The 26,881-nt window shown below is 67.5% G+C and carries 20 protein-coding genes and 1 pseudogene; 10 read left to right on the top strand and 11 right to left on the bottom strand.

From position 1 onward, the window contains the following. Nucleotides 1-576 precede the first annotated feature (576 nt). From rpmH to rsmG, 6 genes are all read left to right on the top strand, one after another. Nucleotides 577-720 (top strand): 50S ribosomal protein L34, encoded by a 144-nt coding sequence (gene rpmH / locus ACQPYS_RS29230; protein WP_058854877.1) that lies wholly within the window; start codon nucleotides 577-579, stop codon nucleotides 718-720. 105 nt (nucleotides 721-825) lie between these two features. Then, nucleotides 826-1,227 carry a ribonuclease P protein component gene (gene rnpA / locus ACQPYS_RS29225; RefSeq protein WP_063040392.1) on the top strand — a complete coding sequence of 134 codons (402 nt, stop codon included), beginning with the start codon at nucleotides 826-828 and terminating at the stop codon, nucleotides 1,225-1,227. Next, the gene (yidD, locus tag ACQPYS_RS29220; protein ID WP_063040390.1) at nucleotides 1,224-1,571 is read left to right on the top strand and encodes a membrane protein insertion efficiency factor YidD; all 348 of its coding nucleotides are present in this window, start codon (nucleotides 1,224-1,226) and stop codon (nucleotides 1,569-1,571) included. The genes rnpA and yidD overlap by 4 nt, the downstream gene beginning before the upstream one ends. 4 nt (nucleotides 1,572-1,575) lie before the next feature. After that, nucleotides 1,576-2,673, top strand: coding sequence for a membrane protein insertase YidC (yidC, locus tag ACQPYS_RS29215; protein WP_063040388.1), 1,098 nt, complete (start codon nucleotides 1,576-1,578; stop codon nucleotides 2,671-2,673). Nucleotides 2,674-2,750: 77 nt separating this feature from the next. Further along, the gene (locus ACQPYS_RS29210; protein WP_063040386.1) at nucleotides 2,751-3,296 is read left to right on the top strand and encodes a protein jag; all 546 of its coding nucleotides are present in this window, start codon (nucleotides 2,751-2,753) and stop codon (nucleotides 3,294-3,296) included. Nucleotides 3,297-3,470: 174 nt separating this feature from the next. Then, a complete protein-coding gene (rsmG, locus tag ACQPYS_RS29205) occupies nucleotides 3,471-4,217 on the top strand; it encodes a 16S rRNA (guanine(527)-N(7))-methyltransferase RsmG (protein ID WP_433491369.1) in 747 nt (248 codons plus the stop codon). Between the two features lie 354 nt (nucleotides 4,218-4,571). Here the strand turns inward: rsmG and ACQPYS_RS29200 are convergent. After that, nucleotides 4,572-4,826: pseudogene (locus ACQPYS_RS29200) on the bottom strand (ClpP family protease); the annotation flags it as partial. Between the two features lie 2,517 nt (nucleotides 4,827-7,343). Here ACQPYS_RS29200 and ACQPYS_RS29195 point away from each other — a divergent pair. Together ACQPYS_RS29195 and ACQPYS_RS29190 are read left to right on the top strand one after the other, a co-directional pair. After that, complete coding sequence (locus ACQPYS_RS29195; RefSeq protein ID WP_169811956.1) at nucleotides 7,344-8,300, top strand: ParA family protein; 957 nt, start codon at nucleotides 7,344-7,346, stop codon at nucleotides 8,298-8,300. Nucleotides 8,301-8,357: 57 nt separating this feature from the next. After that, nucleotides 8,358-9,374: a ParB/RepB/Spo0J family partition protein gene (locus tag ACQPYS_RS29190; RefSeq protein WP_431939585.1), complete on the top strand. Its 1,017-nt coding sequence runs from the start codon at nucleotides 8,358-8,360 to the stop codon at nucleotides 9,372-9,374. A 93-nt stretch (nucleotides 9,375-9,467) separates the two neighbouring features. On the opposite strand, the gene ACQPYS_RS29185 is transcribed toward ACQPYS_RS29190, so the two are convergent. Next, entirely contained in the window at nucleotides 9,468-9,608 is a 141-nt protein-coding gene (locus tag ACQPYS_RS29185) for a hypothetical protein (RefSeq protein ID WP_169811955.1), read from the bottom strand. On the opposite strand from ACQPYS_RS29185, the gene ACQPYS_RS29180 reads away from it, so the two are divergent. Then, a complete protein-coding gene (locus ACQPYS_RS29180; RefSeq protein ID WP_433493156.1) occupies nucleotides 9,592-10,317 on the top strand; it encodes a GNAT family N-acetyltransferase in 726 nt (241 codons plus the stop codon). The genes ACQPYS_RS29185 and ACQPYS_RS29180 overlap by 17 nt on opposite strands. A gap of 21 nt (nucleotides 10,318-10,338) precedes the next feature. Here ACQPYS_RS29180 and ACQPYS_RS29175 read toward each other — a convergent pair whose 3' ends face one another. The 9 genes from ACQPYS_RS29175 to ACQPYS_RS29135 all read right to left on the bottom strand — a co-directional run bounded on the left by ACQPYS_RS29175 (nucleotide 10,339) and on the right by ACQPYS_RS29135 (nucleotide 24,812). Beyond that, on the bottom strand, nucleotides 10,339-11,532 hold the full coding sequence (locus ACQPYS_RS29175; RefSeq protein ID WP_063040378.1) for an N-acetylmuramoyl-L-alanine amidase: 1,194 nt from the start codon (nucleotides 11,530-11,532) through the stop codon (nucleotides 10,339-10,341). A 175-nt stretch (nucleotides 11,533-11,707) separates the two neighbouring features. Further along, nucleotides 11,708-12,040, bottom strand: a complete 333-nt coding sequence (trxA, locus tag ACQPYS_RS29170; RefSeq protein WP_030524460.1) for a thioredoxin — start codon at nucleotides 12,038-12,040, stop codon at nucleotides 11,708-11,710. Nucleotides 12,041-12,081: 41 nt separating this feature from the next. Next, nucleotides 12,082-13,071 (bottom strand): thioredoxin-disulfide reductase, encoded by a 990-nt coding sequence (trxB, locus tag ACQPYS_RS29165; protein ID WP_063040376.1) that lies wholly within the window; start codon nucleotides 13,069-13,071, stop codon nucleotides 12,082-12,084. A 145-nt stretch (nucleotides 13,072-13,216) separates the two neighbouring features. Next, the gene (locus tag ACQPYS_RS29160) at nucleotides 13,217-14,077 is read right to left on the bottom strand and encodes a hypothetical protein (RefSeq protein WP_433491368.1); all 861 of its coding nucleotides are present in this window, start codon (nucleotides 14,075-14,077) and stop codon (nucleotides 13,217-13,219) included. Nucleotides 14,078-14,199: 122 nt separating this feature from the next. Continuing rightward, the gene (gene sigM / locus ACQPYS_RS29155) at nucleotides 14,200-14,781 is read right to left on the bottom strand and encodes an RNA polymerase sigma factor SigM (RefSeq protein WP_431939588.1); all 582 of its coding nucleotides are present in this window, start codon (nucleotides 14,779-14,781) and stop codon (nucleotides 14,200-14,202) included. Nucleotides 14,782-15,044: 263 nt separating this feature from the next. Further along, entirely contained in the window at nucleotides 15,045-18,878 is a 3,834-nt protein-coding gene (locus tag ACQPYS_RS29150; RefSeq protein ID WP_433493155.1) for a lipid II flippase MurJ, read from the bottom strand. 1,405 nt (nucleotides 18,879-20,283) lie between these two features. Further along, a complete protein-coding gene (locus ACQPYS_RS29145) occupies nucleotides 20,284-22,896 on the bottom strand; it encodes a DUF6049 family protein (protein ID WP_433491367.1) in 2,613 nt (870 codons plus the stop codon). After that, nucleotides 22,893-23,429 (bottom strand): NUDIX hydrolase, encoded by a 537-nt coding sequence (locus ACQPYS_RS29140; protein WP_063040370.1) that lies wholly within the window; start codon nucleotides 23,427-23,429, stop codon nucleotides 22,893-22,895. Before ACQPYS_RS29140 ends, ACQPYS_RS29145 begins: the two co-directional genes overlap by 4 nt. A 330-nt stretch (nucleotides 23,430-23,759) precedes the next feature. After that, entirely contained in the window at nucleotides 23,760-24,812 is a 1,053-nt protein-coding gene (locus ACQPYS_RS29135) for an IS110 family transposase (RefSeq protein ID WP_433490847.1), read from the bottom strand. Between the two features lie 604 nt (nucleotides 24,813-25,416). On the opposite strand from ACQPYS_RS29135, the gene ACQPYS_RS29130 reads away from it, so the two are divergent. Beyond that, a complete protein-coding gene (locus tag ACQPYS_RS29130; RefSeq protein ID WP_063042052.1) occupies nucleotides 25,417-26,877 on the top strand; it encodes a CCA tRNA nucleotidyltransferase in 1,461 nt (486 codons plus the stop codon). The last annotated feature ends 4 nt before the right edge of the window (nucleotides 26,878-26,881 follow it).

The raw sequence follows: 26,881 nt of genomic DNA, 5'->3' as shown, positions 1-26,881 counted from the left end.
CCAGTGTCCTCCCCGGGAGTCGGTTGCTCGGCGCAGACGTCCGGGGCTCGCGGTGCGTCCACTGTACTGGTTCGGCCCAGTGACACCGCATACGTCCGCACCACCGATCTGCCGTATCCCGTGGATACGATGCCCGGGGACGCTGCCCGGAATCCCCGCTCTTCCGGCTGCGGCGTGGCACCTTCGGCCCTACGAATATGCCATTCACAGGGTATTTCCACACAATTATCCACAGCTGGGGACAATCTCAGCGGACCACCGCCCGCGGTCCCGCGCTGTGCGCGGGTCGGCGGTGAGCACCCGATCTGCACCCCTGTGTGCCCTACCTACGATCGCACGGTGTGCCACGCCGCCGCGGGCCGGGTGGCCGGATCGCCGGATGCCCGGCCGGAGCGCCACGGCGGGGGCGAGTTTGACCCGGTAGAACTGGGTAAGTACCCTCGTACAGTCACCCCCCGGCGTGGTGATTGTTCTGTGCTGACCGTTCGCCAGGACCACGGCACCGGGTAGACATCGCCAGAATCACCGAAAGCTTCGGGTGCCGCAGGGCGCCCACCAATTCGAGGAGTGTTGACCGTGGCCAAGGGCAAGCGGACGTTCCAGCCGAACAACCGTCGTCGGGCGCGCGTCCACGGTTTCCGTCTCCGGATGCGGACCCGTGCGGGCCGCGCTATCGTTTCCGCGCGCCGTCGTAAGGGCCGCGGCACACTCACCGCCTGATTCCCTGTCGAATTCGGTGTCCGATGCCGGGTCCGCCGAACCCCGTAGCCAACGCCGCCGGTAACTATGCCGCCGCGGCGGCTTCGACGAACCTCGGGCGTCCCGGTGCTTCCTGAGCCGCACCGGCTGCACCACCGTGCCGATTTCTCCCGAACGGTACGGCGCGGCAGACGAACGGGAAATCGCGATCTGGTCGTCCATGTGCTGGCCGACCAGGGGGGCCCGGCAGTGCACCACACGCCGGTCCGTTTCGGCGGTCCGCGATTCGGGCTGATCGTCAGCAAGGCGGTGGGCAACGCGGTGGTACGACACCGCACGGCCCGCCGCCTGCGTCATATCTGTGCAGAACTGACCGCCGACATCCCCGCCGAGGTGGATATCGTGATCCGCGCACTTCCCGGCGCCGCGACCGCCGGCAGCGATGAGCTGAGCCGTCAGCTGCGCAGCGGGTTGCGCAAGCTCGGCGTCCTATCGGCCGTAACGGCCGGGCGGGGTACGTCACGATGAGCGCGCTGGGTGCTTACGCGGCGACCGTCCGCCGGTGGCCCGCGAATATTCTGATCTTCTCGATCGAGCTGTACCGGACCTATGTCTCCCCCACTCGCATGCCGGTGTGCCGGTTCACCCCCACCTGTAGCGAGTACGCGGTCACCGCACTGCGCACCCGCGGGCTGGTGATCGGTCTCGGATTGACGGCCGTGCGACTGGCCAAATGTGCCCCCTGGCACCCTGGTGGGTGGGATCCCGTACCGGAGCGGCGGCGCAACGTCGGCCACGACGATCCGCGGACCGAAGCTTGTAAGGGATCACCGCACGCGGTGATCGGTGACACTACCGACGGGAGTGCATAGAGCCGTGCTCGATTTCATCTACTATCCGGTGTCCTGGATCCTCTGGTTCTGGCACCGGGTCTTCGGCTTCGCCTTCGGGGCGGACAACGGCCTTTCCTGGGCTCTGTCCGTGGTGTTCCTCGTCTTCACGCTGCGTTTGGTGCTCTACAGGCCGTTCGTGAGACAGGTTCGTACCACCAAGCAGATGCAGGAACTGCAGCCGCAGATCAAAGAGCTGCAGAAGAAGTACAAGAACGATCGCCAGAAGATGGCGCTGGAGATGCAGAAGCTCCAGAAGGACCACGGCTTCAACCCGCTCATGGGCTGCCTGCCGATCCTGGCTCAGGTTCCGGTGTTCCTCGGTCTGTTCCATGTGCTGCGTTCGTTCAACCGGACCGGTCACGGCTTCGGGCAGCTCGGGATGGACCCGTACACCAACGCCCACACTCCGAACTACGTCTTCAACGCCGACGATGTGCAGTCCTTCCTGAGCGCCCGTATCTTCGGCGCGCCGATCTCGGCATTCATCACCGCGCCGGCCGACGAGTTGCTGGCCTTCGCCGATTACGGCGGTATCCCGAGCAAGGTGAGCATTGCGGCGGTCGCGATCCCGCTGATGATCATCGCCGCGATCGCCACCCATTTCAATGCGCGCGCCTCGGTGGCCCGCCAGAGCGCCGAAGCCGCGGCCAACCCGCAGGCCGCGCTGATGAACAAGCTGGCGCTGTGGGTGTTCCCGTTCGGTGTGCTCGTCGGTGGCCCCTTCCTGCCGATCGCCATCCTCCTCTACTGGGTCTCCAATAACATCTGGACCTACGGCCAGCAGCACCTCGTCTTCGGTCGGATGGCCAAAGAAGAAGAAGCCAAGCGTCAGGCCAAAGCAGCGAAACAGGCCGAAAACGCACCCAAGCCCGGCGCGAAGCCCGTCGATACCAAGAAGAAGCCGGTGAAGGCCGGTGGCGAGACGGAGTCCGATTCGGCGGAGGCCGGCAATGCGGAAACGAACGGTTCGGCGGCGAAGCCGACCGCCAAGTCGGGCGGTAAACAATCGGGCCAGCGGCGGTCGAGCGGTCAGAAGCGACCGGGTAACCGCGGCCGGGCCAATCAGAAGCGCCGGCGCTGAGCTACTCCCCCAGACCCCTTGTGATCGTGATCCCGGCCGGGGCAGGCCGGGATCCGGCGAGCAGATAAAGGAAACACATGACTCTCGAGACCGAAGGTGGAGACGCCACCGTATCCACGACCGTCGTGGAGACCGAGTCCGACGACGCGGTGAGTGAGGCCGAGGAGGCGCTCATCGAAGAGGGTGAGATCGCCGCCGACTACCTCGAGCAGCTGCTCGATGTGCTCGACTTCGACGGTGATATCGATCTCGACGTCGAAGGCGACCGCGCGGTGGTGAGTATCGACGGTGGTAAAGATCTGACGAAACTGGTCGGCCACAGCGGCGAGGTGCTCGACGCACTTCAGGAACTCACCCGGCTCGCGGTACAGCAGTCGACCGGTATCCGCAGTCGGTTGATGCTCGATGTGGCGGGCTGGCGCGCCAAGCGCCGTACGGACCTCAGTGCGCTCGGCGCCGCGGCCGCGCAGCGTGTGCTGCAGACCGGCGCCCCCGAAGAGCTCGCCCCGATGACGCCGTTCGAGCGCAAGATCGTGCACGATGCCGTCGCCTCGATCGAGGGTGTCGCGAGTGAGAGCGAAGGCGCCGAGCCGAACCGTCGAGTGGTTGTCGTACCGGAGTGAGACCGCGGCCCGTGCGGTAGCCGGGTGCCGAGTGGTCGGGTGAGGCCCGGGTCCGTGGACCCGGGCCTCACCTGTATCCGATATCCCTCCCTTGTCGCTGCGTCGCGACAACTACGGTTGAGGGCCGGTAGAGAATATTTCATGACAGGCGAGTCGACACGACCACACAGAAGGGTGTTTCACGTGAAACCAGATCTCGGCGATTCGGAGGCCGGACCACCGGAATCGCTGCCGCCGGCCGAAGCGGAGACCGTCTTCGGTGCCCGGCTGGAGTTGGCACGTGACTACTGGACCGCACTCGCTACCGCCGGAGTGGAGCGCGGATTGATCGGACCGCGGGAGGTGCCGCGCCTATGGGAGCGGCATCTTCTCAACTGTGCGGTAGTCGGCGAACTCATCGGCGAGGGCGCATCGGTGGTCGATATCGGCAGCGGCGCGGGCCTGCCTGGAATCCCCCTCGCATTGGCCCGTCCGGACCTCCGCATCGTCCTCGTGGAACCGCTCCTCCGCCGCACCGTCTTCTTGAAGGAATTCATAGACGCGGCCGGTCTCGCCATCACCGTGGTGCGCGGCCGGGCCGAACAGCCCGGTGTCATCCAAGAGGCGGGTGGCGCGGATGTCGTCACTTCCCGTGCGGTCGCTCCCCTGGCGCGGCTGGCCGAATGGTCGATTCCGCTGCTCCGCGAGCACGGCCATATGCTCGCCCTCAAAGGGTCCAGCGTCGCCGAGGAGTTGGCGCGCGACCGGGCCGCGGTGGAGCGGGCCGGTGCCGGGAATTTCTCCGTTCTGGAATGCGGCGCCCAGATCCTCGCCACCCCCACCATGGTTCTGTCGGCGGAACGGCTGCGCCGCTCGGAGCGCGCGCCGAAGAAGTCGATCAAGCGTGCCGTGCGGGCGGACCGCCGAGTCGGCCGGAAGTAGGAGCGGACTCGTCACGGTTCGGCCGACGGGCGCATGTTTCACGGGAAACATTCGCCCGCCGGCGGCCTTGGGATCGGCAACCCTCTGTCCCAGAGTCCCAGAGTCCCAGAGTCCCAGAGTCCCAGAGTCCCAGAGTCCCAGAGTCCCAGAGTCCCGGAGTCCCGGAGTCCCGGGGTCCCGGGGTCCCGGGGTCCCGGAGTCGTCGTGTATCTGCCCGGTGAGCTTGCGGGTCGCGCCCGCAGATCCTGGTTGCGTGATCGCAGACCTGATCGTGTGACGCACGGCTCGGAGCGGACCAGCCATCGCGGCGGTCGGTCTGCTGAGTCTATCGACCACGGTCGCCGCGGTCGCCGCTCACCGGGCGGGAGCCGGAGCCGGATTCCGCGGCGTCAGCACCGAATCGACCAGCCCGTAGTCGACCGCGGCCGCCGCGGTGAACACCCGGTCGCGGTCGGTGTCGTGCCGTAGTTGCTCCGGGGTTCGCCCGGTGTGCCGGGACAGGATCGTTTCGATCTCCGCCCGCATACGCACGAGTTCGACGGCTTGCAGAATGAGCTCGGGAATCGCCCCCTGGCCGCGGGCCGCGGGCTGGTGCAGCACCACCCGTGCGGGAGCATCGCCGCTCGGCGACACCACCCGCCCGCAGGACCTCGGTGCCGGCGCCCAGCGCGGCGACCGGCTTCGCGTGCTTGTAGCGGGCGCTTCTCGGTATCCGGCTATCGGCCGAGTAGTTCTTCCCATATGTTCCGGCGCCGCTTCAAAGGCTGCGGAGCGGGGCGCTAACTCTGTGATCGGTCGGGGTAGATGGGAGCCGGGCCCAATGTTCCGCCTGTTGAGCAGCCGGGCTGCCCGGCAGTGCCGCCGAACGCCCGCGCTCGAGTTTCACGTGAAACGGTTGGATGGACCGGCTTGTCTGCTGCGGTACGCGAGCGCGATTCATTGGTATCGCGGACTTGCCCGCCGGAGTCGGTAGGAGGATTCGACGGTGCTGTCCAGGGTTGCGCGTCGGTGCACAAGCATGCGAGATCATCCTGGGAATCCACACGAGATGAGTTTCCGAACAGGTGAGAGGTACGGCGGGTCGGGGCGATCGGCACAGCTACCGCCTGCGCCACCGAGGGGGGTTCGCTTCAGGTTCTATCTCGGTCCGCTCCCCTGCTGTCGGGATCGGTCTCCCGTCCGGGTGCGCATCGGCGCCTGTCCGGTGCGGAATATTGTTTCCTTACGCGGCGCGCATGGCGGATCCGTTCGGCGGATGCCGCACGCTGTGAGCTGCTTCTCCGTCGGGCGCGCACCAAGTCCTGCTCCGCCGCGCACCGGTCCGCCCCCGGGTATGCACCGCTCCCCTCTGGCTCGGCTTCGTGAGCTGACGTGAGGGCGACGCGTAGGCATCGAAGTGGCTGCCCGGCGTGAACCTCGGATGCGGTTGGTTCGGTTGTAGTCCGATGGGTGGGCTGGGGGGCCGGTCTCTGGTTGGCCGCGGAACACCGGCCGCGAGTCTCTCAGCCGGTGTGGATACGCGGGGCATGCTCGAATTCGTGTCGACGCGAAGTCGAACGGCACCTACACGGCATTCGACGGTGGTTGATATGCCGCCGGAACCCAGCACTCCGAGGTCGGAAACTCGAGCTGCTGCGCTCGACGTGAATGGTGGTTTCGGGTGGAACGTCGCAGCGGATTGTCGGGGTCGGTCGACGCAGGTGGCCGGCGTGCTCCTTCGGCCAACGTCTTTGTGGCCGGGGCGATGGTTTCCTGGGGGTTGGACGGCCATGTGTCGGTCCGGCCGAACACGGCGGCATCGGACAGTGAGGCAGCGCCGATCGGCGCCCGCGTGGGGGCGGTACCGCGAACTCAGTGCGTCGGGCGGGCGGCTACGACGGCTCCCAGCGCACCCGCCGCTATCCAAGCGACCTCGACAAACATCACCGCCGCGACCGCCCGTGATTTGTGATCAACGCGTCGTCCCAGCGCGATTACTCGAAGATTGGGTCGGCTGTCCGGGAGAATCACTGCCGGGCACGGGCCGCCGCGTGGTTGATGAGGGTGGCCGGCTGAGGGCGCGGCCATTCAGTCTGGTGCTGGAAGCGCCGGCCGGAAAATGGAATGATCCCGCTGCGCGGGGTGGGCCGGGGCAACAGCAGATAGTCGGTCGTCTGCGCCACGATGTGCATGCGGTATGGGGCAAGGAGATGAAGTCGAGACGATGCGCTGGTTCGAAAGCTGCCATCCCGGCGGCCCATAACTCTCCTGCGTAGTTGTCCAAGGAGGGGCGGCCCCAATCGGCGGCGGTTCGTAATCACAGAGCGGACGACTGGTGAGGTAGGGCAACCAGCCGTAAGTGTTGCAGGGTGCGCGGCCGGTTCTTTTGCGGATGCGGGTAGCGCGGAGGCCGTACTCGATGGGGGCGCGCTCTCTGAGCCCGGCCGCGGGTGTATGTCGACCTACCCGACCGAACCGTCACTGTGACAACAGTGTTGGCTATCGATACTCGTAGCAGAGATTTCACTCGACATGCTGACCGCCGAGGCGGGTCGTCCGTCGCCCTCTGGTCGCTCTCCGTAAGGTCGGAAATGGAGGCACGCGGAAGCTGTGCCGACGGGGATGGAAGGAAGCGGTCGAGGTTCCCGGACCTGGTTTCCTCCGGCACTTCCAGGCATGGATGAGTTGCGTGGTCGATGTTTCCCGTGAAACATCGCGCTCCAGCTCGTCGCCGACCGTCGTTCTGCCTCGGAATGCGGAAAGTTGTGCGTGTCGTAAGCGCGTCGCCGCGATTCAGCTTTCTTATCGCGCCTGCGGCTGGCAAGCTATTGAGCGTCGGGCGTGAGCGTCGGTGCCACGTAGGAATCTTGGTGTTGCAGCGGCGAAAGCTCCGCTCGGTCGACTGGCGACTGAGTGTCAGCGTCAGAGGAGGTAGCTTCGCGTGATCATGGATCGTAGCGAAGCTGTCCGGTCCTCGCGTAGATGCCGAGGTCGTCGTCGTGGAGCATGATTCGAACCAGTACGGCTTGTTTCGACGACACGGCGCCGGCGTCCGTCAGGCCACGTGACTTGCAGTTCTCGCGTTAGGAGCGGTCTATGTCGAACGGTTCAGCGAATGTTTCACGGGAAACATCACGCGTACCGGGAATGCTGGATAACAGCAATATCGGCCCGGAAGCCTTCGGGAGTACGCCGTACGGGCACATCTCCCCCACCGAGACGCCGATCGCTGCCGAGGCGCACCGCGCGAGCCAGCTAATGCACCCAGGAAAGGTGACAGTGCCGAAACCGCATGAGCAACGCATCATCACCGTGGCCAACCAAAAGGGCGGGGTGGGTAAGACCACGACGACGGTGAATCTGGCCGCAGCTCTGGCGCACCATGGGATGAAGGTGCTCGTAATCGATCTCGATCCGCAGGGCAACGCCAGTACCGCACTGGGGGTCGAGCATCAGTCGGGTACCCCGTCCACATACGAACTACTGATCGGCGAGATCAAGGTTCAGGACGCGATTCAGCAGAGCCCGCACAACGATAACCTTCTCTGCATTCCGGCGACGATCGATTTGGCCGGAGCAGAGATCGAACTGGTCTCCATGGTGGCTCGGGAAGCCCGGCTCAAGGGAGCCATCCAGGAAGCCAATATCGCCGGCTACGACATCGACTACGTCCTGATCGATTGCCCGCCTTCGCTGGGGCTGCTGACCATCAATGCGATGGTCGCGGCGCGCGAGGTCTTGATCCCGATCCAGTGCGAGTACTACGCGCTGGAAGGTGTGGGTCAGTTGATTCGGAATATCGGCCTGGTGCAGTCGCATCTCAACCCCGACCTCCATGTATCGACGGTGGTGCTCACGATGTACGACGGGCGCACCAAGCTGGCGGACCAGGTCGCCGAGGAGGTGCGCAGCCACTTCGGCGATGTGGTGCTGCGCTCGGTGATCCCGCGCAGTGTCAAGGTCTCCGAGGCGCCCGGGTACGGAATGACGGTTCTGGATTATGATCCGGGCTCCCGCGGCGCCTTGAGCTATCTGGATGCCGGCCGGGAGCTCGCCGCACGCGGTGCGGTGAAGTACGCCGCGGCGGCGGATGGCGCGGAGTGAATGGATCGAGTGTGATCGGGCGTGGTTGTGGACGCGGGCAAGGGAAAGGGTAGGCCGGTGAGTCAGTCGAAAAAGGGTGGGCTGGGACGCGGTCTGGCGGCATTGATCCCGACGGGACCGACGCCTGTCGCGGCGGGTCTGGGGACCGAGGCGGCCAATGCGGTGATCGGGCTGGATCCCGGGCCCCGCCCGGCATCCACCTATCTTCATCAGGTGCCGGAACCCGTGGAGGTTCCGGAGCTGGCTTCGGCCGGTGACGCGGTGTATCGAGAGATAGCACCGGACAAGATCGAGGCGAATCCCAAGCAGCCGCGTCAGTATTTCGACGACGAGGCCCTCGCGGAGCTTGTCCATTCGGTCCGGGAATTCGGGCTGATGCAGCCGATCGTGGTCCGAGAGATCGAATCGGGCAGCGGCCGCTATCAGCTCATCATGGGTGAGCGGCGCTGGCGGGCCTGCCAGCAGGCCGGCCTGGAAACGATCCCGGCCATTGTCCGTGAGACCAACGACGACGCCATGCTCCGGGACGCGCTGCTGGAGAATATCCACCGCGTTCAGCTGAACCCGCTCGAAGAGGCAGCGGCCTATCAGCAGCTGCTCGAAGAGTTCGGGGTCACCCAGGAGGAACTGGCCACCCGGCTCGGCCGGTCCCGGCCGGTGGTGACCAATATGATCCGGCTGCTGAAGCTACCGATTCCGGTGCAGCGCCGGGTCGCGGCCGGCGTGCTCTCCGCTGGGCATGCGCGCGCGTTGCTCGGTCTCGAGGGTGGCGCCGACGCCCAGGAAGTGCTCGCGGCCCGGATCGTCGCCGAGGGGCTATCGGTGCGTTCCACCGAGGAAGCGGTGAAGCTGGCGAACCGGGATGAGGAGCCGCCCAAACCTCCGGCGCCGAAGCGGCCACCGATCCACTCCCCCGGACTACAGGATGTAGCCGACCGCCTATCGACATCGTTCGATACCAAGGTGTCGGTGAGCCTCGGTAAACGAAAAGGCAAGATCGTGGTCGAGTTCGGATCGGTGGATGATCTGGAACGGATTGTCGAGCTGATGATGCAGTCGGCACTCGAAAACTGAAATTTCGCCGTGTTGCCCGCGCGACCTCTCTCTCGGCGCTGAAACGTCACTGTGACAGTGTTTGGCATTGGGGTCAGAGCGGGGCTACGGGAATCAATCGAAGATCACGGTGACGCGAAATGAGGCGGGTTCGCTTGATCGCATATTCTGGCTGTCGAGAAAACCATGATGCGGCGTGAGCGTAGACGAATCGGATAGCTGGAGGCTGAGCAGAGCGGTGTCGACCAGCGTCACAGGACTAACCCTGGAGAGCATCAGTCGGCTACCGGCTCATGCCCGCCGCTGTGTGTTCTGGGAAATGGATCCCGCGGTGGCCGCGGACTCGCGTGGATTCAGTGATCCGGTCTTCGAGAAGGAAGCCTGGATTTCGACGGTCATGCTCGAATGGGGTTCCTGCGGCCAATTGGCGACCGTCGACGACAAGACCGTCGGCTGTGCCCTCTACGCGCCGCCCCGGGTCGTTCCGCGTGCCGGCCTCTTCCCCACCTCCCCCGTGAGTCCCGACGCGGTACTCCTCACCACCCTCGGTACGGAGTACCCCGACCTGGATGGCGATATCGCCTACCGCCTGGTGCAGGGCGTGGTCACCGACCTCGTCCGACGCGGCGTGCGCGCCCTGGAGGCATTCGGTATCCGCGGCGCCCCCTCGAGCACCGCCCTGTCCGACCGGCCCACCGGGACCATGCGCCTGATGGAACGGATCGGCGCCCCCGATCGCGGTACACGAGGATCCAGCCTGGACTGCAGTCCGCAGAACTGCATGATCGAATCCGACTTCCTGGAGGAGGTCGGATTCGAGGTGGTGGCGCCGCACCATCGTTTCCCGCGCTTGCGGCTCGAACTCGACTCCGACCACGGCTGGAAGGAAGATGTCGAGCACGCCCTCGATCAGCTGCTGGCCGCCGCGTCGATGACCGTGCCGACCCGGGTCCTCACGCTGTAGAACCGCCGGCCGGGGAACTCGCTATCCGCTGTCGGCGGCGGCGAGTTCTTCGGCCAGCAGCTCGGCGAAAGTGTATGTGCCGGTCGGCTGATCGTCCTGCCCGAGCAGGTACAGGCGCTTCACCGAAATCAGGATCGCCTCCGCGATGACATCGCGCATCCGGGGACTTGCCAGCACCGAGGCGTCGTACTGGTTGGTGACATAGCCGAGGTCGACCTGAACGGTCGGCATCTTGGTCAGGCGCAGCAGATCCCAGGTACGCGGATGCGTGCGGCAATCCTGTAATGACGTACGGGCCACCACCTCGCGCTGGATGAACCCGGCCAGGACCTGTCCGATCATGGAGACCGACCCGTGTGAATTACCGAAGTAGAAACCGGCGACGCCGTTGGCCATGGGGCTGGAATTGGACGCGCACCGCAGCGAGATCATCAGATCCGCGTCGAAGGCGTTGGAGGTTTCCGCGCGTTCCACATCGGTCGGATTGCTCCCCCACGGGCGAGACAGGAAGGTTTCCATCCCGGTGGCCGCCATCCGGCCCTCCAGCCGGCTCGCGAGATCCCACAGGACCTCCGATTCGTATACATCGCCGAATTCGGTGGGCACGGCCCGGCCGCGGTCGTCTCCACCCAGGCCCGGGTCGATGACGATGCGCTTACCGGTGAGCTGGGGCCCCGCCCGGTGCACCACTTCCTCCTCGGCGATCCGGTGCGGATTACCACCGGTGACCCGGGCGCCGAGCAGTTCCAGCGAACGCAGCGTGTCCGGACCGCAGATACCGTCGGCCGACAGGCCGATCTCGCGCTGGAACGAGGTCAGTCCCTCGTGGGTGTGCGGACCGAAGAACCCGTCCACCCGGTGCACATAGAATCCGAGATCCTGCAGCCGACGCTGCAGTGTCGCCACGTCGTCGCCGTAAAGCGGTGCGGAGAGCTGGTAGATCAGGGTGCGGGCGCCCAGCCGATACGACGCCTCTTTCAACGCACGGTAGGTGGCCGGACCGATGACGCCGTCGACCAGCAGTCCGCGGTGCTGCTGGAACGCACGCACCGCGGAATCGAGCTGGTAATCGAAGGTGGCTTCGGTGTCTTTCCAGTATTCGCCCGCGCTATCGGTGTCCACGCCGTTGTGCGCGTGCAGGAACCCCAGACTTGCCAGGGTGCTCCGAACCTCTGCTACGGCTGGACCGGTGTCGCCGTGACGAAGTCGGTGCATGCGTGAGGGCCCTTCCTTTCGTCAATCCCGGGTACCCACTCATGCGACGGCCTACACCCTCGCACGACGGAGCGTGGTCGATTCTGTCAGACCCGGACCGGAATTCGACAATCTTGGTCAGGGCATATTACGGCGCGTCGCCGTGTCACGGCCGCCTGTTGGCGTATTCGAGACGTCAGATCACGTCTTCGAGTTCCCGCAGGAGAGCGGCCTTGCCCTTGGCTCCGACGATCTGTTTCACCGGCTTGCCACCGGCAAAAAGGATCATAGTCGGGATGCTCATCACCTGATAATCGCGGGCGGTCTCGGGATTGGCGTCGATGTCCAGTTTGGCCACCGTCAGCTTCTCGCCGTGCGAACCGGCGATCTCCTCCAGCACCGGGGCGACCATCTTGCACGGCCCGCACCAGGTGGCCCAGAAATCGACCAGCACCGGCTTCTCGCTCAGCAGCACATCGTCGGCGAACGACTTATCGGTGACGGTGACCGTGTTGGTGCTTTCGGACATGGGTGTTCTCCTCGATCTCCCGGACGCGACGCGCCCGCGGGTCAGTTCGCTACGGCGGCGTCGACCGGCTGGTCGGCATGGCGCAGCGTATTGCTGGTGATATCGCCCTTTTCGGCGAGCCAGCGTTCGGCGTCGATGGCGGCGCGGCAGCCCGTACCGGCGGCGGTGATCGCCTGCATATAGGTGTGGTCGACCAGGTCACCGGCGGCGAAGACGCCCTCGACGGTGGTCTGGGTGCCCGGTTCGCGCACCTGCACGTACCCCTCGGCGTTCAGCTCGACCTGGCCGCGGACGAGTTCGCTGCGCGGGTCGTGACCGATGGCCACGAACAGGCCCGTGGCGGCGAGTTCGGAGGTTTCGCCCGTCCGGGTGTCACGCAGGGTCAGCGAGGTGACACTGGTCTCGCCGTGTACCCGCACGACTTCGGCGTTGAGGTGGAAGCGGATCTTCTCGTTGGCCTTGGCGCGTTCGAGCATGATGCGGGAGGCGCGGAACTCTTCGCGCCGGTGCACCACGGTGACACTGGCGGCGAATTTGGTAAGGAAGATCGCCTCTTCCATTGCCGAGTCGCCGCCGCCGACCACCACGATGTCCTGGCCCTTGAAGAAGAAGCCGTCGCAGGTGGCGCACGCGCTCACGCCGCGACCGAGCAGGTCCTGCTCACCGGGGACGTCGAGGTAGCGGGCTGCCGAGCCCATGGCGAGGATCACCGCGTGTGCTTCGTACACATCGTCGCCCACGGTGATCTTCTTCACCGGGCCGCTCAGGTCGATCGCGTCCACATCTTCGGTGCGGATATCGGCGCCGAAGCGTTTGGCCTGCTCACGCATCTGTTCCATGAGGTCGGGGCCCATGATGCCGTCGCGGAAACCGGGGAAGTTCTCCACCTCGGTGGTGGTCATCAGCGCGCCACCGAATTGGGTGCCCTCGAATACCAGCGGCTGGAGTTCGGCGCGGGCGGCGTACACGGCGGCGGTGTAACCGGCCGGTCCGGAGCCGACGATGATCAGGTCGCGAACTGGCGTGCTCATGAGACCCTTCCAGGAAAGCTAGCGGGGACGATTCGGTCAACAACAGGGTAGACGCGCTTTGTTCCCACTCCCCGCGCCCGGCGGGTGCTGTCCGGCGGTGGGCGGCCGCGGAACTCCTGCGATCGCAGCGCGGGCGGGACGATGCCTAGCCGATATCGGTGGTCGTGAGGACATCGGGGTTACCGGGAGCGCAGCCGGGACCGACCACTAGGGCGGTGATATGCGCTCCGTCCCGGCCGCCGACCAGGATGAGGACCGCTTCGCGGCCGTGGAAGTCCATATCGGCCGACCCCAGCACCGGGCGGTCTATTCCGGCGGCCGCTACGCAGGCGGCGAGTGCCGCGGGGTCGGCCAGGCGGCCGCCGGCGTCGTTGCGGCCGAGCGCGCGCAGTGCCACCGCCGTATCGAGCCCGGGGCCCGGTTCGGTACCGGCGGAGGGCGGCGGGGCCGCTGTGGGGGCGGTGTCGGTGCCGGAACCACCGACGGTGAAGAACGCGGCACCGATGGCGACCACGAATACTGCCGCGGCGGCGAGGCCGGCCGCGAGACGCCGCCGCCTGCGGCGGTCGTCGAGAGCAACGGGCGCGGTGGGGTCCGCGGGCTCGAAAGTCGTTCCTGGACCGGCCCGGTCGAGCGTCGGGGGCGCGGAATCGAATGCCGGTGGTGGGATATCGGCAGATTGCGAATCCTGCGGTGGATCGGCGAGCCCGTTCCACGCGGTATCGGTTCCGGAGCCACCTCCCGGCCGGCCCAGCGATTCGGCCAGGGCATCCAGGCGGGCGGCGACATCGCCGGGAATCGGGCGGATGATCCGCTCGGCGACGCCCAGAGCCTTCAGCGACCCTCGGAGCTCGTCCAGCGAGTCGAGGTAGCGTTTCGCGTCCGGGTCTCGCCGTACCGCGGGCCACAGCCGAGCACTGAGCTCCGGATCGATATTCCCGGCGTGCAGATCGGCGAGCAACTCCGCCGGGAAAGGAGGTTGCGGAATGGGGCTCACGACCTGCACACCTCCAATGCTGCTGCGTCCATCTGACTCGGATACCGATTCCTGCGGCCGGTTTTTCTGTACTCCCTCGGGTACATACCGTTCGGGAGGAAAAATGTGTCACTGGTACTGACGCGTGGGCACTACATCTGGTTCCTCTCCACGTGCAGAGAATCCAGTTCGGTCTTCAAGCGCTGCCGGGCCCGCGCACATCTGCTCTTGACGGTGCCCACCGGAACGCCGAGCAGTTCCGCGGCGTCCGCGACGCTGTAGCCTTCCACGTCGACCGCGACGACGGCGGCCCGCTGGTCCGGTGGAAGCCGGAAAAGCGCGCGTTCGAGCACCAGCGAGATATCGACCCGGCTGTAATCGTCGGAGTCGTCGGATATCTCGGGCCAGGCCTCCGGCGCGAGGAACAATGTGGGCCGTGCGCGGTTGCGGCGGATCCGGTCGAGGCAGGCATTCACCACGATCCGGTGCAGCCAGGTGCGCACCCCGGACTCCGCCCGGAAGGAACCCGCGTTTCGGTGCGCGGAGAGCAAAGCCTCCTGCAGGGCGTCGGCCGCGTCCTCCGGCGTGTAGCAGACGCGTACCGCGGTCTGCCACAGATGATCGTTGTGTCTGCGGATCAGTTCGGCGAAAGCATGCGGTGCCCCGTTCGCGTGGGCTCGCAGCAGATCCGTATCGGTTGTCGTATCCAGCTGGGGTTCCCCTGTTCCCACCACACCGGTTCGTGTTGTCCCGGCACGAACCCCCGCGTTCAACTCGGACGACAATGACCAACCCCTTGGACAGCGCTCACGGTAGCAACGACCGCCGGTGATCCGGCACCGACAGCCGCCGCGGTGGCAGCGTGCGGAATCGTACCCCTGATCCCGCCGGGCTCCCTGCTGAGAGCGCGGAGCGCGATCATATCCCGGCAATCGATTCGGCGGCAACCGATCTCGGCCTGCCCGCGTGCACGTGCGGACCGCTCGGAAGGCACCGATCAGGGTTTGGCTTCGAACCCGAGTTCGGCGATGGAGCTCTGGAATTGCGCCCCCGAATTACCCAGTCCGGTGACCCAGATGAGGACGTAACGCGCCGGTTGATCGGTCCGGATCGGCACCTCGGTCACCCCGTCGGCCAGGACGGCCGTGCCGACGAGCTGGGTTTGATCGAGGGTGGCCGTTTCGGTGGGTGAGGTGCGGATCTCGACATTCGTTCCCGGGGTGGACGAGGTGATCGACACCTTGGTCAGCGTCGCGGGGCTGGGCAGGGTGGCCAGCAGTCCGACACCTTTCTTCAGTGCGGGGAACTGCTGGAAGTACTGATCGGTGCGCCAGGCGGTCGCCGGATCGCCGTCCGTGGTGGTGGCGGCGCCGGACGGATCGTCGGGGGTACCCTCCGGGGAGAACACGACCACTCCGCTGGCCGGCACCGGCACACCGTCGGCCGCGGCAGGTGCCGACGACGGACCCGCCGGCGTCTCCGAGGCATCCGGAGCACGGCTGGTGGTGAGACCGATGACCTGCTGCTCGTTGAGCGGTTCGCTGGAGTCACCCGGGGCGAAAACGCTGACCAGCCACCAGATGACGATGCCGACGACGAGGGCGGTGAGTATGCCCAGGGCCACCATGATCCACATCATCCGCTGCGATTTCTCGCGTTCGGCGGCGAGCAGTTCCGGATCGGCCAGCGATTCGTCGGCCGGCGCCGGAGCCCGCTGCCCGAGCCGCAGCACCGGAATTAAATCGGTCTTCTGATCCACCACCGACGCCTGCTCCAGCACATGCTGGATGGTGGCGGCGGTCCGGACACCCGTATTGGGTTCCAGCGACCGCACCGCCACCGCGGAGATCTCGAACGGGACCTCGGGCCGGATCTGACGCGGCTCCACCGGCGTGCCGTCCGGACCGAAATCGGCCAGGCGCAGGCCGCCGACCGTCGCGGCGTTACCGCTCCCACCCGGGCGCAGCGGCCAGCGGGCGGTCATGAGGGCATACAGCATGGCACCCAGGCCACGGACGTCACCCTGCGGATCCGCGTCACCCAGGGTGCCGGGGAAGGCCAGCACCGCATCGCCGGACGCGCTGATGCGGATTCGGTCCGGATGGTCGATCGACAGGGCTCCGCCGCTGCGGTGGGCCATTTCGGTGGCCGACGCCAGGATCCGGATGGCGCGTGCGGCACCGATCGGCGACGGGACGGTTTCGGCCATCTCGCGCAGTGACCGGCCCGGAGTCCATTCGGCGACCACGATGCCGCCGGAACTACCGCGCACCACATCCAGCACCCGGGCCAGACCCGGCGAGTTGATCCGGCCCAACCGCAGGGTCCGGGACAGGATCGCCTGCGGACCGTCCTGGCCGGAATTACCGGCGGCCTTCTGATCGGCGTCGACGAAGGTCAGCGCGACCTCACGATCGAGTTTGATATCGAGTGCCTGCCAGAACCGCAGCCCGCGCGCCCCGCCGTGCCCGGCCAGCAGCCGGTACCGGCCACCGGCGACCGAGGCGCCGGGGATGAGTTCGGGGCCGCGCTGCACCCGACTGGACCGGGCCATCGGCGGCACCGGGATCATGCCGGTGTCGTAGACCGGGTCGGTGGCCGAGACCGGCGCACCGGTCTGGTGCAACTGCTCTTCCGACAGGTGTTCGCCAGGCTCCCCCGGTTCGTATCCGTCGTCCGATCCGTCCGCGAAGCGCGCGGTTTCGTCGTCGTCGGGGTAGGCCCCCGATTCCGACCGCTGCTCCGCCGGGTACGCCGGATCGTGCGCGGACGGTCCACCGACCCCGCGCCGGGTGTGCGGGTCGCCCGGTGCCGACTGCTCCGGGGGAACATCGGTGGACAGGCGACCGCTCGCCGGATTCGAGGAAGAATCGGCGGCTGGGCGCTCGCCCACCGCGTCGTCGCTCACCCTCGGACCTCCTTCGCCCTGGTATGCCGCAACTTCAGCGGTCCTGCCTCTTGTGCTCGTCTGCCGAACAGGGTACGGGAACTGGCCCGCGCCGGTGCGCTCAACCGAGTCCGGCCGGATCACCGGCAGCACCATGGTGCTCTGCGCGTCCATGGCGGAGTCGAAGCCGGAGTACGCAAGATATGGATCCGGCCGGTGCAGAATGCGAGTGGCGTATTCGTCCTCGGCGGGTCCGAGGTCGATCTCGGGGGCCGGCGGGGTGATGCCTAGGCGACGCGATACGGCCACCGTGATCGCGACGACCTCGGGGATACCGGCCAGGCGCATCAACCCGAACGCCACCGCGAACATGACGATCGCGGTGATCCCCACCCGGATGAACGAGCCGGGACCGCCGAGCGATTCGGTAAGCCGGTCCAGTCCCATGACCCGGTCCGCGATGAGCATGACCGCACCACCGGCCAGCGAGGCCAAAAGCACCCGGCTGACCGTGCGCCCGACATTGGCCATCCGCAGATCACCCAGGCTGCGGTGCAGCAGGTAGCCGCCGATCACCGCGCCGGTGGTGAAGCCGAGCCCGGTCGCGACGCCGAGCACGATCACCACCTGCTGGCTGCTGTCGGCGATGAACGGGGCCAGCGCCGAGAACAGGATCTTGACCGTGGTGATCCCGAGAATGATCCAGGTGGGTGTCCACGCCTGTTCGCGGGCGTAGAACACGCGCAGATGGATCAGCACCAGCGAGTACGGGATCAGGGTGAACGCCGAGAAGCTCACCGCGGTACCGAGCCGGGAGGCGTCTTCGGCGAACCGGGCGTAACCGAACAGCGCGTCGCCGACCTGCGGACCGGCGATCGTCAGGAAGGTGACGATGGGGATGAGCGCGATCATGGTCAGCCGGGTGGCGGCCGAGAGATCGTCGACCACCGCGGGGGTGTCGTCGTTGGCGGCGTTGCGGCTCAGCCGGGGCATGATCGCGGTGAGCAGGGTGACGCCGATGACGCCGTAGGGCAGCTGGAGCAGCAGCCAGGCGTTCTGGTAGATCGCCGGGCCCGCCTCGTCGGCCTGCGAGGAGATATTGTTCGCGAAGATGGCGCCGATCTGGCTGATCAGCACGTACAGGATGATGGCGGCCGCCATCGTGCCGAACTGTTTGAGGCGGGTGTCCACCCCCCACAGCGGGCGCAGATCGATGCCCTGGCGGCGGATCGCGGGTAGCAGACCGACGGCCTGCACGACGACGCCGAGGGTGACACCGCAACCCAGCACGAGCAGTTTCGGGTCACTCATCCGCACCGGGTCCAGCGTGATCTCCCCCGGTGTCAGCGCGTACAGGCCGAGTACGACCAGGACCACCACATTGTTGAACACCGGTGCCCAGGCGCCCGGTTTGAACGCGCCCCGGGTATTGAGGATGGCGGTGAACATCCCGGACAACCCGTAGAACAGCACCGCAGGCACCAGCAGGAAGGTGAGTGCCGTGGTGAGGGCGGTGTTGACCTTGCCGTCGGCCGAGACGAAGACATGGGTGGCCAGAATCGGCGCTGCCGCGGTGGCCAGCAGCGCGGCGGTGCCGAGGATGACCGAGGCCGCGGTGACCAGGCGCCGGATGAAGGCGGCGCCGCCGTCGGCGTCCTCCTGTTCGGCCCGGACCAGCGTGGGGACCACGATCGCCGTCAGCACCGCCCCCAGTACCAGTTCGGCGATCATGTTCGGAATGAGGCTGGCGGAGGTGAACGAGCTGGCGACAGCCGGGCCGAGCACCGCCAGCAGCAGCAACTGTTTACCGAAACCGGTGATACGGCTGATCAGGGTGGCGATCGCGATCGACCCGGAATCCTTCAGCAGTCTGGCCTGGCTGTTGTCGGCCTTGTCCGGGACCGCGTCCGCGGCGGGTTTCTCCGCGACGGCGACCGCGGGCATCCGGCCGGTGCCCGGCCGATTGTGCGCGGGAACCGCGTCGGCGGCGACCGGTGCGGGTTCGCGGCCCGCCGGTACCTGACGGAAAGGCTGGGACGGTGGCGCCTGCCGCGACGCGGCCGGGGCGGCAGGCGGCTGCTGCGGCCCGGGCCGGTTGCGCACCCGGGGCTGGGATTCCGGCGACTGCGGCCGGGCCTGGGGAGGCATCGGAGGCCGGTCCTGGGGCCCGGTGCGGCCCGGTGGCGGACCACCGGGGGGTGGCGGCTGCATCGGCCGCATCCGTTGCGCGGGGAACGGCTCGGAGGACGGGCCCGCACCGTCTGGAAGAGGGCGCCCTTCGTAGGGTCGTCCCGGGCTCGGCGGGCGGGCACCGGGTGCCGGCGGCCGACCCGGCCCGGGCGACCGGCCCGGGGGTGGCTGCTGACGGCCGCCCGGCATCGGCGGTACGGCGGCCTGTGGGGGTCCCGGGGGTGCGGGCCGTTGCTCGGGGGCAACGGCCGGGCGGGCACCCGTGGAAGGCGCGGAGCGCTGTTCTGGTGGGACAGCTGGGCGGGCGCCCGTGGAAGGCGCGGAGCGTTGCTCGGGTGGGAGCGTCGGACGGGCACCCGCCGGTGGTGCGGAGCGCTGTTCCGGTGGGATGGCGGGGCGGGCACCCGAGGGGGGTGCGGAGCGTTGCTCGGGTGGTACCGGCGGGCGGGCACCCGGCGGATTCACGGGCCGCCCGGGCGGCTGATTCCGGGGCATGCGCGGATCCGGCTGCTGCGGCCGGTTGGGGGTATAGCGGTCCTCCCCCGGATGCGGGCCGGGACGAGGTCCCGGTCCCGGCCGCGAACCAGGCGGGACGGACCGATCCGCCGGAGTGCCGGAGCGCTCGGGCCGGCGCAATTGCGGGGGCGGCTCCGGGAACGCGCCGGCGCGGTCGCGGTCCAGTTCCGGATCGCCGGGATGGCCGGTCATATCCGTCTCCGAGCCGGGAGCCCGAGGTGCTCGCTCCCACGGTGCGCTGGGGGACCGGCGGGCTCGTGGACCGTCGGGTTGTCGACCGGGCTGCTGCCGATGAGCGGAGGATTCATCGTCGCTCATCATGCCTCCTGTATCGCCCGGACCCCGCGCGGCGGTTGTCCCCTGTGTCGCGTCGAACACATTGTCTCGGCGTTCGCGCCCGACGAACGGGCGGCAACGCGTCCGAATACGCACCGGCACCCGGGTGAACCCGGGCAGCCGGTGCGCACCCCTCCATCTTCCACGGGTCCCGGGTCCGGGTCACCCTCTCCCGGCCGTGCGCACCACGCCCGGCCGTCGGAGCTCCGGAGCCGGCCGCCGAACAAGCGGCGACCACGCGGCACACGGAAGCCGAGGTTCTCGGGAAACCGACGCCGATCCGGTCCGCCGGCGTGGGAATCCGCCGCTACACCCGTTCCCGGCCGCGCGTCGCCTCCCGGGTCGCCTCGCTTACCTGTGGCGCGGAACGGCCTCGCCCACGGCGACGCGCCCGGCCCAACCGGACCACCCGCTGCCGCAATCCGGGATCGATACCTTTGTCGGCGGGATCGCGTTTACCGTGGAAACGCCGCCACAACCGGCGACCGGCCAGCAGGAACAGCAGGGCGGCCGCGCATGCGGTGATGATCGCCAGAATCTGGCCGTAGGCGTTGGATCGCACCGAGATCGAGGTGGCGTAGCCCAGCGGCACCCCGTCCGGAGTGCTCAGTGAGATCGGCACCACGAGTTTGCGGCTGTCACTGACCTCGGTCGGGATCTGGAACGACCGGGTACCGCGCGGCGGCAGCAGCTGTTCACCGATATCGGTGATCTTGGTTTCCGCCGGTGCGTCGATCCGGAACCTGATCCGCACCGATACGGGCAGATCGTTGCGGGCCACCAGCAGCAGCGGACTCGACTCGGAGGCCAGCGTGTACACCCCGCCGGGCGGCAGCACCGTCACCGAACGGAAGATCTCGTCGACCGTCGATGTCGCCTTCTCGACCCGGCGCTGCGCGAAGACCTCGGCCTGCGCGGTGGGACCGCCGCGCCGATCGGACAGCGATAGCGCGCGCACCAGATCGTCGCGCAGCGGATCGAGATAGGCGCGCGGGGTCGGCGCCGCCTCGGGCACCTCCACCATCGCCTGTAGCAGCTGCGAGATCCGATGCGACTGGTCGCGCGCGGGGGTCGCGAAATGGACCGGCACCGCCTCCACGGCAGCCTCCGGCAGGGGGGTCAGCTGATACGGGACCGGATCGGGCGCTTGAGCGACGAGATCGTCGAACGGCCGGGGATCGACAAGTTTGTTCTCGACCAGCAGGTCGAGCTGGCGCAGCAGCGCGGCGGCCTCGTCCCGGTTCGCTCCCCACTGCTGCGGCGGCATGATCAACTGCGAACGCGGCCGGCCCGGATCGGCCTGCAGCGCTCGCCAGGACACCGCCCCGAGCGCGTCCTGCAGCCGCGCGGTCCGGGAATCGTTGGTCACCGCGTACCGTGCCGATTCCGGTACATAGGCCGGCGTGGGCGGATTGGATCCGACCCCGGCCAGCGCGGCCGCGGGCCAGATATCGAAGGCCGCCACACGCAGCGCCGGATCGGACGTCGAGGAACCGCCACCACCCGGTTGCGCCGGCGCGGCCCCCGCCGGGGTCTGTGCCGGCGCACCGGCATCCGGCCGGGCACCGTCGTCGGCGGTGTCACCGGCGGGTACGGCATCGGGAGTGGCACCGGACTCGGGAGCCGGCGTGGTCGGAACCATCCCCGGCACGCCGGGCAGCCGCACCAGATCCGGGACGGCCGCGTACGGATCGCCGACGCCGCCCTCGGGCGCCACCGCATTGGCGGCCAGCACCGCGGTCCCGAACCCCTGGTTCTTCAAAAGCTGTGCCGCGCCCTGGTCCAGGCTGCTGGCGTCGGGCAGGCTCACACCGCGAACGGAGCGGGTGTTCAGGACCGAGTCGACGATCGTCGCCGGCGCATCCAGCGCCCGCGCGGTCAGCGCGGGATCGGCGGCCGCCGCGAGCGCCTCGATATCGACCTGGGCGAAGGGCAGCGCCACCGTGCACATCGAGGACGCCAGATTCCGCAACCGGTCCAGCCAGGCGTTCGCCGACTCGGTCCCCGCACCCGGACGCGTCGCACCGTCCGGATCGGACGGACTGGCCAGCACGCGATAATCGCTGGTCATGGCCTGCACGGTGAGTAGCAGATCGGGATCGATCGCCAGGCAGACCGCCGAGGACGGACCGTCGGCCGCCCGATCGTCGCCGAAAACCGACTCCAGGGCGCCCACCAGTTCGTCCAACCGGCCCCCGCGGCTCACCGACGCGGCCAGCTCGTCATCGGTCAGCTCGACCTCCCGATCCAGATCGCCGGTCTGCCCGGCCACCATGCGGGGGCGATCGGCCAGCGGCCACAGGAGAGTGGTCTGCACCGGCGGAGCGGCGGGTGTGGGTAGCGGCGGAGCGCTCCCGTCCGCGGCGGCCGGCAACCCCAGCACCGGCAACAGGAACCGCGCATCGTCCAATCGCGCCTGGCCACCATAATCCGGGGTCCCGTTGACGTTGAGCAGCAGCGGGTACACACCCGGTTCGGTGATGTTCAGCGAGGTCCCCGACGCGTCCCGCAGCGGGACGGTCATGGTGAACTGTTGCCGCTGCCCCGGTTCCAGCCGCACCGCGACATCCTGGAAAGGCGTCGGCAGTTCGTAATTCACCTGGTCGAGCTTCAGCGCCGTACGCAACTCGCTGGGATCCGATACCGGCCGCGCCCGCTGCACCCGCACGGCCACCTCGTCTACCCCGCGGTCACCGATATTGGTGACGGTGCCCGCCACCGTGAGCACCGACTCGCTCTGCGCGGTGACGGTGCCCGGACTCACCGAATCCAGGGATAACTTCAGGAACTGCGGCATCGAGTCGTCCTCTGCCGATCCCGTGGGCTGGGCGTGAGCCGGGGATCCGAGCAGCGCGGGCAGCGCCGCCGAACCGAGGATGGTCAGGATCACGAGCATGATCCGACTCAGTCCACGCGTCATCGCTTGCCGGTCTCCATCCGGTCGATCAGGCGGTTCGCCACCTCGGCCAGCCTCCGCTCATCCGCGTAGGCCAGCCTCGAGTTCAATTCGCTCAGCGGTACCCAGTCCACCTGGGTTACCTCGACATCCGCGTCGGACAATTCACCACCGACCGAACGCAGCAGAAAATGATGCACCGTTTTGTGTACCCGCCGACCCTCGGTGACGAACCAGTAATCGATACTGCCCAATTCGGCGACGACGACGCCTTGGATACCGGTTTCCTCGGCAACCTCCCGGATTGCCGTTTGTTCCGAGGATTCACCTTCTTCGATATGTCCTTTGGGCAGCGACCATAGCAGCCGGCCCCGCCGGTCGGTACGGCCGATCAAAGCGGCGCAGCGTGCTTCCGCCGGCCCGTCCAGCCCATCGACCACCAGCCCCCCGGCCGAAGTCTCCCGCACGGTACGCATACGAGGTTTCGCCGCACCACCGGCCGAACCACGACGCCGCGGCTGGCGGCGTCTACTGTTCGCACGATCGGCCGGAGACACTACGCAATACTAGAGCAGTATCTTTTTGCGGCGCCTCCGGCGCCGCGGGGTCGAGGCCCCCGAAGGTCCCATCGTTCAGCGCCCGAGACTCGCGCCTGCGGCTCATGCGATGTGCGGTGGGCCGTCCATAGACCGCCGACTATTGAGCACCTTCGGCCAAGGGCGGGACGGGCCTCGCCCCTTTCAGGGCCTGGTAAGACTCGGCACCGAGCAGGCGCTGCTATTCGTGGAAGTGATCAGGTGCCAGGTCGGCCGGGCGGTCGAGTCGGCATCCGACACGGACATCGGGTACCGACGTAACCCACGTGCGTCGAGATGCTCCTATGGATGTCAAGTGGTGGGTGGGTTGGTGATGAGGTGGTAGATCTCGCGGGCGATGTAGCGTTTGAGGCAGCGGATGATCTCTTTTTTGGTCAGGCCTTGTGTGGTGCGTCGTTGGGCGTAGGCGCGGGTGGCGGGGTCCCAGCGCAAGCGGGTGATCGCGATGCGGTGCAGGGCGGCGTTGGCTTGCCGGTCACCGCCTCTGTTGAGGCGGTGACGGTGGGTGCGTCCGGAGGACGCAGGGATGGGTGCGACCCCGCACAGGCGTGCGAACGCGGCTTCGGAACGGATCCGGTGGGGGTTTTCTCCCATGGTGATCAGGAGTTGGCCGGCGGTGTCGGTGCCGATGCCGTGGGCGGCGACCAGACCCGGGTTGATCGCGGCGACCAGCGGGGTCAGTAGTTCGTCGAGGTCGTTGATCTCGACGGTGAGTTGCTGGTGACGACGCGCCAGCGACCGTAACGCGGTTTTCGTCGCGCCGGTCGGTGACCCGATATCGGCGCGGCCGGGACGCAACCCGGCGCAGGTGGTGATCAGCGTGGTATCGGTGAGCCCACGCAGCCGGGCCCGCAGGGGTTCGGGTGCGGTGACGATCAACGCTTTGATTCTGAGTGTGGCATCGGCGCGCGCGGTGATCGCCGAGCGGCGCGCGATACGCAGAACCCTCACCGCTTCGACCCGGCCCGCACGCTGTTTCGGTGTGCCGGTACGGTGACCGGCCAGCGTGGCCCGTGCGGCTTCGATCGCGTCGATCGGGTCGGATTTACCCTGGAACCGGCGGGTTTTACGGCCGGGGCGATCGACCTCCACCACTGGTATCGCCTGCTCGGCCAGACTCGCGGCCAGTCCGGCGCCGTAGGCGCCGCTGCCCTCGACACCGATGCGGGTCACCCGCCCGAACCCGCGCATCCACGCCAGCAGCGCTGTGTAACCGGCGGCGTCGGCAGCGAACTGCGCGGTGCCCAGCACCCGCCCGAGCGGGTCCAGCACTGCCGCGGTGTGGGTGACGCGGTGGGTGTCGACCCCACCGGTCACATCGACTTCGACTTCGTGATGGGTCATGCTGGAAAGGTCCGTCCTGCTGTCTCGACCGGTTCGGTGGGGCGGCACGCACCGGCCGGGCAGGCGGACAGAACAGTGACGGGTCTGCGGTAACAGGCTCCTATGAGGTCACGGCCACCACGCCCGGTGCGGGCAGTGGCCCCGCAGCAACCCTGATCCGACAGATCTCGACCAAGACACCACGGTCAGTTTTACGAAGGGTCAGAACCACGCGCTGCGGGGCCACACCCATCCTCACTGTTTTGCGAGACACCTCGAAGGGTTGCGGCCCGTCTCGCCCCTTGGCCGAAGGTGCTCAACGGTCGCACTCTATGGACGGCCCACCGCACATCGCATGAGCCGAAGACTCGAGTCCCGAGGCCGAAACGGCGAGACCAAGGGGGCCTCGACCCCGCCGCCAAATACACCGGTTTCTCACCTGCGCGAGCTCGCCTCTCTGGTCATGAGCTCGCCTCTCGATTTCGCTGACCGGTCCGCGGCGGCTGTTTCCGTCGGGTGGTGTCACACTCCCCTGTAGTCCGATGGCAATTCTCCGGACCCATAAGCGCCCGGCCATACCGTCGGCCGGAAAACTGCGGCTGTTCCTACTCGGTAAGGTTCTGCTGTGGTTTCGACCGAGTCCGACGATGTTGTGCAGGATCGCCGTACCCGTTTACTCGCGGCAGCCGCGATCACATTGGGCCGGCTCTCCGATGTGCTGACGCCGCTCGGCGAGATGTTCGCCGCGCACGGTTTCCAGCTGTATCTGGTCGGGGGCAGTGTGCGGGACGCGGTGCTGGGGCGGCTCGGGACGGATCTGGATTTCACCACCGACGCGCGCCCGGAGCAGGTGCAGGAGTTGCTGCGGGGTTGGGTGGATCAGCTGTGGGACACCGGGGGGATGGTGTTCGGGACGGTGAGTGCCGCCAAGAACGGTCAGCAGTTGGAGATCACCACGTTCCGTAGCGACGTCTATGACCGGGTTTCGCGTAATCCGCAGGTCAGCTTTGGTGAGACGCTGGAGGACGACCTCGTCCGGCGGGATTTCACGGTCAATGCCATGGCGGTCCGGATCGCGGCCGACGGGGCGCTGGAATTCGTGGATCCCCTGAACGGGATGGCGGCGCTGCTGGCCGGTGTGCTGGATACTCCCGCGGCTCCGGAGGACTCGTTCGGTGACGATCCACTGCGCATGCTGCGGGCGGCGCGTTTCGTCTCGCAGCTCGGGTTCGATGTGCATCCGCGGGTGCGGGCGGCGATCACCGGGATGGTCGCGGAGATCGACCGGATCACCGCGGAGCGGGTGCGGACCGAACTGGACAAGCTGATCGGCGGCGCGCATCCGATCGACGGCATCGACATGATGTGTGAAACGGGCCTGGCCCAGCGGGTGTTGCCGGAGGTCCCGGCGATGAAACTGGAGATCGACGAGCATCATCAGCACAAGGACGTCTATCAGCATTCGCTGACCGTGCTGGAACAGGCCATCGACCAGGAGGAGGGGGATCCCGATCTGGTGCTGCGTTGGGCGGCGCTGTTGCACGATATCGGTAAACCGGACACCAAACGCAACGAGCCCGGCGGCGGGGTGAGCTTCCACCATCACGAGGTGGTGGGCGCGAAGATGGTGCGTAAGCGGATGCGGGCGTTGAAGTATCCGAAGCAGTTCACCGAGGACGTGGCGCGGCTGGTGTTCCTGCATCTGCGGTTCCACGGTTACGGCAAGGGGCAGTGGACCGATTCCGCGGTCCGCCGCTACGTCACCGACGGCGGCGAGTTGCTTCCCCGGCTGCACAAATTGGTGCGTGCCGACTGCACCACCCGGAACAAGCGCCGGGCGGCGGCGTTGCGGTCCACCTACGACGAACTGGAGGCGCGGATCGCGCGGCTGCAGGAGCAGGAGGACCTGGCCCGGGTCCGGCCGGATCTGGACGGTAACGCGATCATGGAGTTGCTCGGGCTGCCGCCGGGACCGGAGGTCGGGCGGGCCTGGCGTTTCCTGAAGGAACTGCGGCTCGATCGCGGACCGCTGACCCGGGACGAGGCCGAGGCGGCTCTCGAGCAGTGGTGGCAGACCCAGCAATGAGCGG

Source organism: Nocardia grenadensis (genome assembly GCF_050942415.1).
Taxonomy (GTDB): Bacteria; Actinomycetota; Actinomycetes; order Mycobacteriales; family Mycobacteriaceae; genus Nocardia; species Nocardia grenadensis.
The sequence above is the reverse complement of the archived record's forward strand: the minus strand, read 5'-3'. Positions and strand labels throughout refer to the sequence as shown.

Excerpts from the sequence above, each read along its gene's own strand:
- ACQPYS_RS29175 (WP_063040378.1), bottom strand. The coding sequence starts at position 11,532 with ATGCACCGACTTCGTCACGGCGACACCGGTCCAGCCGTAGCAGAGGTT.
- trxA (WP_030524460.1), bottom strand. The coding sequence starts at position 12,040 with ATGTCCGAAAGCACCAACACGGTCACCGTCACCGATAAGTCGTTCGCC.
- ACQPYS_RS29145 (WP_433491367.1), bottom strand. The coding sequence starts at position 22,896 with ATGACGCGTGGACTGAGTCGGATCATGCTCGTGATCCTGACCATCCTC.
- trxB (WP_063040376.1), bottom strand. The coding sequence starts at position 13,071 with ATGAGCACGCCAGTTCGCGACCTGATCATCGTCGGCTCCGGACCGGCC.
- ACQPYS_RS29135 (WP_433490847.1), bottom strand. The coding sequence starts at position 24,812 with ATGACCCATCACGAAGTCGAAGTCGATGTGACCGGTGGGGTCGACACC.
- ACQPYS_RS29195 (WP_169811956.1), top strand. The coding sequence starts at position 7,344 with ATGCTGGATAACAGCAATATCGGCCCGGAAGCCTTCGGGAGTACGCCG.
- yidD (WP_063040390.1), top strand. The coding sequence starts at position 1,224 with ATGAGCGCGCTGGGTGCTTACGCGGCGACCGTCCGCCGGTGGCCCGCG.
- ACQPYS_RS29210 (WP_063040386.1), top strand. The coding sequence starts at position 2,751 with ATGACTCTCGAGACCGAAGGTGGAGACGCCACCGTATCCACGACCGTC.
- ACQPYS_RS29150 (WP_433493155.1), bottom strand. The coding sequence starts at position 18,878 with ATGCCCGCGGTCGCCGTCGCGGAGAAACCCGCCGCGGACGCGGTCCCG.